Origin of the sequence: Paraburkholderia bengalensis (genome assembly GCF_037126505.1) — a bacterium.
GTDB classification, from domain to species: domain Bacteria; phylum Pseudomonadota; class Gammaproteobacteria; order Burkholderiales; family Burkholderiaceae; genus Paraburkholderia; species Paraburkholderia bengalensis.
Genome location: NZ_JACFYJ010000164.1, coordinates 1 through 9942 on the forward strand (window position 1 = coordinate 1; position 9942 = coordinate 9942).

The window sequence follows — 9942 nt, forward strand, 5'->3', positions numbered from 1 at the left end:
GTTCGGCGCGTTCGGCGGCGGGCCGCGCGGCTTGCGGCGCATTCGCGCGGGGGGGCATCGCGTTTGAAGGCGGGCGCCGGCGCGAGTACATCGCGCGGCGCCATGGCCGCCGCGGGCGAAGGCGCAGCGAACGATGTAGCGAACGACGGCCGCGTCGGCGCGTGCGCAGTGATCCGTTGCGCGGCGCGCGCCGTATCCAGTTCGTCCGGCGTGCTGCGCCGGAATGCGAACGCGAGCGGAATGCGCGCCGAGTTCATCGCGTGACGCATCATCAAGCCCGTTTCGGCGGGACCGACGAAGATCGTGCCGCCTTCGGCGAGACTCGCGTCGAGTAGACGGATCGCGCGATCCTGCGCGTCGCGATCGAAATAGATCAGCACGTTGCGGCAGAAAATGAAGTCGTACGGCGCCTGCGCATCCGCCTGCATGTCGAACAGATTGGCGTGCGTGAAGTGCACCGTCTGCCGCACGCGCTCGCTCAGTTGCCAGCCTTCGTGCAGCGCCGTGAAATGCCGGTCCCGGAATGCGAGCGAATGGCCGCGAAACGAATTGCGCCCGTAGATGCCGGCGCGTGCACGCGCGATCGCGCGCGCGCTGATGTCGAATGCGTCGACGCTAAAGCGGCTCTCGCCGATGCCTTCGTCGAGCAGGGTCATCGCGACCGTGTAGGGCTCTTCGCCTGTCGAACACGGCAGGCTCAGCACGCGCAGCACATGCAGCGGGTCACGCACGAGCCGTTCGTTGGCGAGCCTCGCGAGCGCGACGTACGCCTCGCGGTCGCGATAGAACCACGTTTCGGGCACGACGAGCGTCTCGATCAGCGCCTGCCGCTCCGATGCCGACAGCGTCAACTGCTGCCAGTACGCCTCGATGTCGGCGGGATCGACGGCGGCGTTCGTGTCGTGCGCGTCGGCGCCGAGCCGCGTCACGCGCACGCGTTCGAGCACGGCGCGCTCGAGCGCGTTGACGCCGAGCGACGACGCGTCGATGCCCGTCTCCCGCAACAGCCAGGATTCGAAACGCGAAACGAAGGCAGTCGCGGCGTTCATTGCGGAGCGGATGGACATTCGGCTACGGGTTGCGGGAAGAGCAGCGCTTTGACGTCGTCGCCGAGCATCTGCTGCACGTCGATCCATTGGATCATGCCGAGCGCGTCGCTGGCGACGGGGCCGAGCCAGCGCGCGTGCGGCGTAGCGAGCCGCTGTCGGCGAAACGCTCGCGCGCGATGCGGCGCGTCTGCGTCGCGCTGCTCGACGACCAGGCCGAGCAAACGGTCAGGCGCGCCCGTATCGTCGTGCTGTCGATAGCGGACGAACACGAGCCGCGTCGAGCGCCACTGCTGCGACGCGCGCCCGAGCGCAAGCTGCGCGACGTCGACGACGGGCACGGGTTCGCCGTCGCGCTCCACCACGCCCGCGACCCACGCAGGCGCGCCGGGAATCGCCTTGGCGGCGCAGAGCGCCTGCACTTCGACGATGTCGGCGGCATCGAGCGCGTAACGATCGCCGTCGAGTTCAAAGAGAAGGAAGAGCATGGGCTGCGCGCCTGGATGCCGCGTCACGCTTCGATCTTGAAGCGCGACACGCCCGTGCGCAGCTGGTTCGCAACGAGCGTCAGATCGTCGATCGCCTGCGACGACTGGCGCAGCGACTCCGCCGTCTGCTGCGCGGCCTCCGACAATTGCGACAGCGCCTGCGTGATCTGCTCGGCGCTGGTGGCCTGCGTGTGCATGCCTTCGTTGACGAGCTGAAAGCGCGGCGCGAGCGTCTGCACTTCATGGATGATCTGCGACAGCTGCCCGCCCACCTGCTGCACGTCGCGCATGCCGCGCCGCACTTCCTCGGAGAACTTGTCCATGCCCATCACCCCCGCCGACACGGCCGACTGGATTTCCTTCACGGTCTGTTCGATGTCGTAGGTGGCCACGGCCGTCTGGTCCGCGAGCCGGCGGATCTCCGTGGCGACGACAGCGAAGCCGCGCCCGTATTCGCCCGCTTTTTCGGCTTCGATGGCCGCGTTCAGCGACAGCAGGTTGGTCTGATCGGCGACCTTCGTGATCGTCGCGACCACCTGGTTGATGTTCACGGCCTTCTCGTTGAGGATCGCGAGCTTCGCGTTCACCGAGCCGGCCGCTTCCATCACGCTGCGCATCGTGTCCTCCATGCGCGTGAGGCCACTCTGGCTCGCGCCCGCAAGCGTCGCCGACTGCTCCGCGACGCTCGACACTTCGTTCATCGTGCGCAGCAGGTCGCGCGAGGTCGCGAAAATCTCGCGCGAGGTCGCGCCGATTTCCGTCGTGGTCGCCGCCGTTTCCGTCGCCGTGGCCTGCTGTTCCTTCGATGTCGCCGCGATCTCGGCCACGGAAGTCGTCACCTGCAGCGACGACTTCTGCGCCTGCGCAACGAGGCTGTTCAGTTCTTCCGCCATGCGGTTGAAGCCATCTTCGAGCGTGCCGAACTCGTCGCGGCGGCCGAGCTTCAGACGCTGCGTCAGGTTGCCCGTGCGCATCACGTTGTGCACGTCGACGAGCGCGGCCATCGGCACCGTGATCGCGCGATACAGCGTGAAGCCCGTGAACAGCGCGACGAGCAGCGTGACACTGAGCGCGACGGCGAGCGTGATCTCCGTGCCCGTCACGGAATCGCGGATTGCTTTCGCCGATTCGTCGGCTTGCATGCGGTTTTCGTTGACGAGCTCGTTGGCCGCGCGAATCACGCCGTCCCATGACGCGCCGAGCTTGACGAAGATGGCCTGCGCTTGCTCCCTCGACGCGGGCGCCGCACGCATGGCTTCGTTGAACTGCGGCAGGTACTGGTCCCACGCGGTGCGGAATGCGCGGTAGCGCTCGCGGTCCGCGTCGCGATAGAGCGTCGCCTGATATTCGGCCGACGCCCGGTCGAGCGTGCGCAGCGCTTGGCTGATGCGTTCGAGGTCGTGCCGGGTCGCGTCGTCGCTGCCTTCGACGAACAGCGCGCGTTCGAGCATCGCGTAACTTTCGTTGGCGCTGGCGCGCAGCGTGGTTGCCAGATACAGGCCGGGCACGGAATCGCGGCCCATGCTCAGCGCTTCGTCGTCCATCGCGCGCAGACGGGTCCACGATATCGCGGCCATCACCAGCATCAGCACGAACAGCGCGCCGAAGCTCAGCATGATCCGGTTGCCGAGCGTGAAGCGGTTTGCGTGCTTCGGATCGAGCAGCGTGGTGTCGCCGGAACGGGACGTCGCAGTGGCCATTGTCGATGACTCTTTCAGTGTTGAAGTAGTGAGGCGGCGTTGCGGGTGGCGATCATCCGCACGGTCCACGCCGACGCTATGTGGAAACTACACGATTCCCTGGCGTTTCATTATCCCAAAAAGTCCGCGAAACCTGCGTCAGATCGGCGTTTTGAAAGGGAAGGCAAGGCTGTTGCAAATCGCATAAGAAGGCGATACCCGAGCTGGCGGGTTTGCAGCAGCGCATGCAGTTATTCATCAAACGCGAGCTATCGCAAGCCGAGCCGCCCAACGCTCACAGCGTGTCCCAGCGCCATGCCTGCGCGAGCCGCTCGCGCAGATAGTCGACGAACGCGCGCACGCGCGGCGCGAGATGCTGGCTGTGGGGATAGATGGCATGCAGCGGCGCCGCTGACATCGAATGCTGCGGCAGCACGCGGCGCAGCTTGCCCGCGAGGATGTCGTCGCCCACGTCCCAGATCGACTTCACGGCAATGCCGGCATCGGCGAGCGCGAGCCGATGCGCGGCTTCGCCGTCGTTCGTGACGATTGCGGCATCGATGCGCACCGCGACGCTCTCGTCGCCTTCGAAGCGCCATTCGCCGCGGCGCTGATCGCCAATCAGGATGCAGCGATGCGACATCAGATCGTGCGGATGCTTCGGCGTGCCGTGCAACTTCAAATACGCAGGCGATGCGCACAGCACGCGGAAATTCGGCGCGAGCGGGCGCGCGATCAGCGACGAATCGGCCAGACTGCCGAAGCGAATGGCGAGATCGAGCCCGCCTTCGACCAGATCGACGACGGCATCGGTCAACTCCATCTGCACGGCGAGCTGCGGATGCAGCCGCTGAAAATCGGCGATCAGCGGCGCGATGGTCTGGCGCCCGAGCTGACCCGGCGCAGTGACGCGCAGCAGGCCGCTCACTTCCTGGCGGCGCTGCGACAGCAGGGCTTCCGTCTGCTCGATCTCGTCGAGTATCCGCACGACGCGCGCGTGAAACAGCGCGCCTTCTTCCGTGAGCGTCTGCCGGCGCGTGGTGCGCTGGATCAGCCGCACGCCGACGCTTTTCTCCAGATGCGCGAGCCGCTTGCTGATGACGGACAGCGGCAGGTCCATCTCGCGCGCAGCCGCCGACAGGCTGCCTGTCGCGACCACGCGGGAAAACGCCATCAGCGCCGGCAGGCTATCGATACGGGTATCAGTCATTCTTCTCAAAAAGGAAAGGATTCATCCGTCTGGAAGCAGTATTTCTTCCGTATCGCGAAGCCTAGCATGACGGTCATCGAATGCTTTGTTTTTTCAAGGAGCCCATCATGTCGATCCGTCCCGCTGTTTCGCTGTGCCGCCTGCTGTCCGCTGCCGGGCTGGCGCTCGCATCGCTTGCCGCCGCGTCCGCGTTTGCCGTCAGCCCGGCCGCCGCCGGCCACGCAAGCAATGCCGCCGCGCTCGTCCAGCCGCAGCAACTGACCGTCGATCGCAGCCTGCCGAAAGCGCAACGCGACGCGCAGATTCTGGCCGCGCGCCGCTACGACACGTTCTGGAATACGGGCGACGAATCGCTGGCACGCGCCGCGCTCGCCCACGACTTCACCGACCGCACGTTGCCGCCCGGACGCGCGCAAGGTATCGAAGGGCCGCTTGCCGCCTCGAAGTTCGTGCGCGGCGCGGTGCCCGACATGCAGGCGCAGATTGAGCAGATGGTGGTGGCGGGCGACCACGTGATCGTGCATCTGCGCTTTCAAGGCCACTTCACGGGGCAGTTCAAGGGCGTGCAGGGCCACGGGCAGAACGTCGACTTCATCGCGACGGACATCTACCGTATCAAGGACGGCCGTATCGCCGACAACTGGCATCTCGAAGACAACCTGACATTCTTGCAGCAGCTTGGCGCCGTCGCGAACTGACGGCCCGATTCATCGATATTGTTTGCTCTGGAGAGACACCATGAATTCGCTTCAATCGAAACGCGTATTGATCGTCGGCGGCAGTTCGGGCATCGGCGCGGCCGCGGCGCAGGCGTTCGCGGCGCTCGGCGCGCAGGTCACGATCGCGTCGCGCAATGCGCAGAAGCTGTCGGAGGCGGCCGCCAAAATCGGCCACGGCGTGCAGACAGCGGTGCTCGACACCGCGGATGCCGCCGCCGTCGATGCCTTCTTCGCCGCGCAGCAGCCGTACGATCATGTCGTGATTTCGGCGGCGCAAACGCCGTCGGGCCCTGTGCGGCAACTGCCGCTCGACGATGCCTACCAGGCGATGGACAGCAAGTTCTGGGGCGCCTACCGGGTGGCCCGTGCGGTGGCCCGCGCTGCCAGGATTGCCGACGGCGGATCGCTGACCTTCGTATCGGGCTTCCTCGCCGTGCGGCCGAGCGGGGCGTCGGTGCTCCAGGGCGCGATCAACGCGGCGCTCGAGGCGCTCGCGCGCGGCCTCGCGCTGGAACTGTCGCCCGTGCGCGTGAACACCGTGTCGCCGGGACTGATCGCCACGCCGCTGTGGTCGAAGCTGTCCGACGAAGCGCGCGCAGGCATGTTCGAAAGCGCCGCGAACCGGCTGCCCGCAAAGCGCGTCGGCCAGCCCGAAGACGTGGCTAATGCGATCGTCTATCTCGCCTCGACGCCCTACGCGACGGGCTCGACGGTGCTCGTCGACGGCGGCGGCGCGATTGCCTGAGCGCGCCGGCGCGGGCACCTGAAATGGGGCGCTACTCGAAGGGGCGCTACGCGAGCGTCGCGCCGCGCTCGGCGAGCAGCGCGCGCAGCACGCTGCGGTGGCAGCGGTTCTCGTCCTCGCAATAGCAGCCGACCGAAAAGTTCGACGTGGCGGACAGCGCCGCGAGCGTATCGAGTACTTTCGGCGCGTCGCCGTGATTCATTTCCGCGCGGAACTTGCGCACGAACGCCTTCCATTCGGCCTCGGTCGTGGCGGCCAGTGCCTCGCTGACGAGTTCCGGCGTGGGTGACAGCGTCGGCAGCCAGACGTCGTAGAAGTTGCGGCTGCCGAACTCGGCTTTCGGGACGCCGCGCGGCGGACGCCGCACGGTGCCGATGCGTACGCCTTCGTCGGGCGTGCGTTCCGAGCCCAGTCGAACGATGCGGATGGGCATGAGGCAGGTCTCCTGGTTTGTGGTCTTTTTAGTGTCGCGGGACGTCGGTCAGCCGAGCGTGTTTTTCATCCCCAGCACGTCGATTCGGCCGATCTGCGGCGGGCCCGTGAACAGGTCGTCCGCGACGCTCATCAGCGCCTTCGCGATCGGGCCATCGAGATGCGCCTGCCGGCTGGCTTCGTCGGGAAACGCATCGAACACGCCATAGGTGTGCTCGGCGATCTTCAGCGCGAACCAGACCGGCGTCGTGGTTTCCTGATTCGCCAGTTCGAGCCCTTTCTGCAGAAACGCTTCGACATCGGCTTCCTTGCCGGGCTTCGCTTCGAAACGCGCGAACAATGCGTACTTGATCATCATCTGCCTCCTTCGACGGTGGGTGAGAACCTCAACTCGAATCTTCCCAATTTACCCGCTTGTGGCGGCTCACGCCGCGCGTTCTGCGCCCGCGCATGAAATCGTTGTCAAACGATTTCAAGGGAAACATCGAGTCGCAGAAAAGTTGTTTGACAACATTGCGGCGCGGGTGCTAATTTTGAAGCTTGTCAGCCACCCATCCGAACCACGAAATCTTATGAACGAGTCCCAGATCGTCGAGAGCGAATTCGCATCGACCGTGATGGCAGTCCCGCCGCTCGCCCGCCGCGCAGATTTGTCGCTCGATATCGACGCCAATCAGAAGCTGATCTGCCATATCGAGGCGGGCGGCGTGCGCACGCTGCTGTATGGCGGCAATGCGAACTTCTATCACGTGGCCGTCAGCGAATATCGCGATCTGCTCGACATGCTGGCCGGCAGCGCCGCGGCCACGACGCGCGTGATTCCCGCCATCGGCCCGGACTTCGGCAAGATGCTCGACCAGGCGCGCATCCTCGCGCAGACGTCGTATCGCACGGCAATGGTGCTGCCGCTTTCCGGCTTCACGACGCCGCAGGGCGTCGAAGCGGGGCTCACGCGCATCGTCGATGCAGCGGGCATGCCGCTCACGCTCTACATCAAGAGCGAAGACTACGTGGACGTCGATACGCTTGCGCGTCTCGTCGACCGCGGCACGCTGATCGCCGTGAAGTACGCGATCGTGCGCGAGAACGCGTCGAATGATCCGTATCTGCGCCGTCTGCTCGAGAACGTGAGCCCGGCGCGCGTGATTTCCGGCATGGGCGAGCGCCCGGCGCTCACGCACGTGCGCGAGTTCGGCCTTGCCGCATGGACGACGGGCTCGGGCTGTATCGCGTCGCACGCCGTGATGGGACTGCTCGCCGCCGCGAAAGCAGGGCGCATGGACGAAGCGCAGCGCCTCTACAACGCCTTCATGCCGCTCGAAACACTGCGCGACAACATCTCGCTGATTCGCGTGCTGCACGACGCCGTGACGTTCGCGGGCGTCGCCGGCATGGGCGCGATGCTGCCGCTGCTGAGCCAAACGCCTGTCGAGCATCACGCGGCCGTGGCGCAGGCCGCCCGCGAGCTGCTCGCGTTCGACAACGAATACGCACGCGCGGCGCATGCCTGATCCGTTCAGTGGTAACGCGGGTGAGCGTGCAGTGCGCGTTCGCGTGACGTGGAGCAGCATCGCAGTGGAATGGAAGCAATACCTGGAGCGAGACGAACGTGAGCAATAACGGCAACGAACGCAAGAGCGGCAAAGCCCGCAAGACCCCCGAAGAACTGCGCAGCCACCGCTGGTACGGCGTGAACGATCTGCGCTCGTTCGGGCATCGCTCGCGCACCGCGCAGATGGGCTACAGCCGCGAGGAATACGCGGGCAAGCCCGTCATCGCGGTCCTCAACACGTGGAGCGAGATGAACCCGTGCCACACGCATTTCAAACAGCGTGTGGAAGAGGTCAAGCGCGGCATCTGGCAGGCGGGCGGCTTTCCCATCGAGTTGCCCGTGCAAACGCTCTCGGAGCCGTTCCAGAAGCCCACCACGATGCTCTATCGCAACTTCCTCGCGATGGAAGCGGAAGAGACGCTGCGCTCGTATCCCGCCGACGGCGTCGTGCTGATGGGCGGCTGCGACAAGACCACGCCCGCGCTGCTGATGGGCGCGATCAGCATGGACCTGCCCACCATTTTTCTGCCCGCCGGCCCGATGCTGCGCGGCAACTGGAACGGCGCGACGCTCGGCTCAGGTTCCGACACCTGGAAGTACTGGGCCGACCTGCGCGCGGGCAAGATCACGGAAGAAGACTGGCAGGGCGTCGAGGGCGGCATCGCGCGTTCGCCGGGCCATTGCATGACGATGGGCACGGCCTCGACCATGACGAGCGCTGCCGAAGCACTCGGCTTCACGCTGCCCGGCTTCGCATCGATTCCCGCGCCGGACTCGCGTCACGCGCAGATGTCGGCAAAAACGGGCATGCGCATCGTCGAGATGGTGTGGGAAGACCTGAAGCCGTCGGACATTCTCACCGAGAAATCGATCGATAACGCCGTGACCACCTGTCTCGCGCTGTCCGGTTCGACCAACGCGATCGTGCACATGATCGCACTCGCGCGCCGCGCGGGCATTCATCTGACGCTGGACCGCTACGACAGCATGTCGCGCCGCACGCCCGTGCTCGCGAACATCCGTCCGACGGGCGCGTATCTGATGGAGGACTTCTATTACGCGGGCGGCCTGCAGGCGATGCTCGCCGAACTGGGCGAACTGATCGACGGCTCCCAGGAGACGGTGAACGGCAAAACGCTCGGCGAGAACCTCGAAGGCGCGCAGATCTTCAACGACGACGTGATCCGCCGACGCGCCAATCCGCTGATGCCGGATAACGGCCTCGCGGTCCTGCGCGGCAACATTGCGCCCGATGGCGCCGTGATCAAACCGGGCGCGGCCGAGTCGCATCTGCTCGTGCACACGGGCCGCGCGGTGGTGTTCAAGGACTACAACGACATGGCCGCGCGTATCGATAGCGACGAGCTCGACATCGACGAGACCTGCGTGATCGTGTTGCAGCACGCAGGGCCCGTCGGCGCGCCGGGCATGCCCGAGTGGGGCCAGTTGCCGATTCCGAAGAAGCTGCTGCAAAAGGGCGTGCGCGACATGCTGCGCATTTCGGATGCGCGCATGAGCGGCACGAGTTACGGCGCGTGCGTGCTGCATGTGGCGCCCGAATCGTTCATTGGCGGGCCGTTTGCGTTGGTGCGCGACGGCGACATGATCGAGCTCGACGTGCCGCAGCGCAAACTCAACGTGCTCGTATCGGACGAAGAACTCGCGCGTCGCAAGGCCGAATGGGTCGCGCCCGAACCGCGCTTTTCGCGCGGCTACGGCGCGATGCATCAGGTGCACGTGCTGCAGGCCGACAAGGGCTGCGATTTCGACTTCCTGCAACGCGACGGCGCGGGCGGATCAGCGGCAGGCGCCACGGGCGAGCCGGAGATTCACTGAGTCGCTGGGCGGCGAGTGGATGCGGGAAGAGGAGCGCACAAGCCAGGAACACTATCCGTCTTCGACAACGGCGGCCCGTTCGGCACCGACTCGGCGACGTCGAACGCAGGCGGGCGTGTCGGCCGTGACCAACGGCTACCAGACGGCGCAGTCGCAGCAGCGCTTCGCGGTCGGCGCGGGCTACACGTTCAGCAGCCAGTTCGACATCACGGCGACCTACACGAACGTGCAGTAC

General features: G+C 66.0%; 10 protein-coding genes and 1 pseudogene. 5 read left to right on the forward strand and 6 right to left on the reverse strand.

Going from position 1 to position 9942, the window contains the following annotated elements; all coding sequences use genetic code 11:
* The 4 genes from H3V53_RS41155 to H3V53_RS41170 form a co-directional block, all read right to left on the reverse strand.
* Nucleotides 1-1067: CheR family methyltransferase (locus H3V53_RS41155; RefSeq protein ID WP_419539740.1), on the reverse strand; the 1067-nt coding region annotated here is incomplete at its 3' end.
* Nucleotides 1046-1534 (reverse strand): chemotaxis protein CheW, encoded by a 489-nt coding sequence (locus tag H3V53_RS41160; RefSeq protein WP_336602728.1) that lies wholly within the window; start codon nucleotides 1532-1534, stop codon nucleotides 1046-1048. The genes H3V53_RS41160 and H3V53_RS41155, both read right to left, overlap by 22 nt.
* A gap of 23 nt (nucleotides 1535-1557) precedes the next feature.
* A complete protein-coding gene (locus H3V53_RS41165; RefSeq protein ID WP_336602729.1) occupies nucleotides 1558-3234 on the reverse strand; it encodes a methyl-accepting chemotaxis protein in 1677 nt (558 codons plus the stop codon).
* Nucleotides 3235-3508: 274 nt separating this feature from the next.
* Entirely contained in the window at nucleotides 3509-4423 is a 915-nt protein-coding gene (locus H3V53_RS41170; RefSeq protein WP_336602730.1) for a LysR family transcriptional regulator, read from the reverse strand.
* A 107-nt stretch (nucleotides 4424-4530) separates the two neighbouring features.
* On the opposite strand from H3V53_RS41170, the gene H3V53_RS41175 reads away from it, so the two are divergent.
* Nucleotides 4531-5121: an ester cyclase gene (locus H3V53_RS41175; protein ID WP_336602731.1), complete on the forward strand. Its 591-nt coding sequence runs from the start codon at nucleotides 4531-4533 to the stop codon at nucleotides 5119-5121.
* 40 nt (nucleotides 5122-5161) lie between these two features.
* Nucleotides 5162-5887 (forward strand): SDR family oxidoreductase, encoded by a 726-nt coding sequence (locus H3V53_RS41180; RefSeq protein ID WP_336602732.1) that lies wholly within the window; start codon nucleotides 5162-5164, stop codon nucleotides 5885-5887.
* A 46-nt stretch (nucleotides 5888-5933) separates the two neighbouring features.
* On the opposite strand, the gene H3V53_RS41185 is transcribed toward H3V53_RS41180, so the two are convergent.
* Both H3V53_RS41185 and H3V53_RS41190 read right to left on the reverse strand, forming a co-directional pair.
* The gene (locus H3V53_RS41185; RefSeq protein ID WP_336602733.1) at nucleotides 5934-6320 is read right to left on the reverse strand and encodes a DUF488 domain-containing protein; all 387 of its coding nucleotides are present in this window, start codon (nucleotides 6318-6320) and stop codon (nucleotides 5934-5936) included.
* A gap of 48 nt (nucleotides 6321-6368) precedes the next feature.
* Nucleotides 6369-6674: a putative quinol monooxygenase gene (locus H3V53_RS41190; protein WP_336602737.1), complete on the reverse strand. Its 306-nt coding sequence runs from the start codon at nucleotides 6672-6674 to the stop codon at nucleotides 6369-6371.
* Between the two features lie 217 nt (nucleotides 6675-6891).
* Here H3V53_RS41190 and H3V53_RS41195 point away from each other — a divergent pair, with 217 nt between their 5' ends.
* The 3 genes and pseudogenes from H3V53_RS41195 to H3V53_RS41205 form a co-directional block, all read left to right on the forward strand.
* Nucleotides 6892-7830 (forward strand): dihydrodipicolinate synthase family protein, encoded by a 939-nt coding sequence (locus tag H3V53_RS41195; protein ID WP_336602734.1) that lies wholly within the window; start codon nucleotides 6892-6894, stop codon nucleotides 7828-7830.
* A 98-nt stretch (nucleotides 7831-7928) separates the two neighbouring features.
* Nucleotides 7929-9707: an L-arabinonate dehydratase gene (araD, locus tag H3V53_RS41200; RefSeq protein ID WP_336602735.1), complete on the forward strand. Its 1779-nt coding sequence runs from the start codon at nucleotides 7929-7931 to the stop codon at nucleotides 9705-9707.
* A gap of 69 nt (nucleotides 9708-9776) precedes the next feature.
* Nucleotides 9777-9942 (forward strand): annotated as a pseudogene (locus H3V53_RS41205) (porin); the annotation flags it as partial.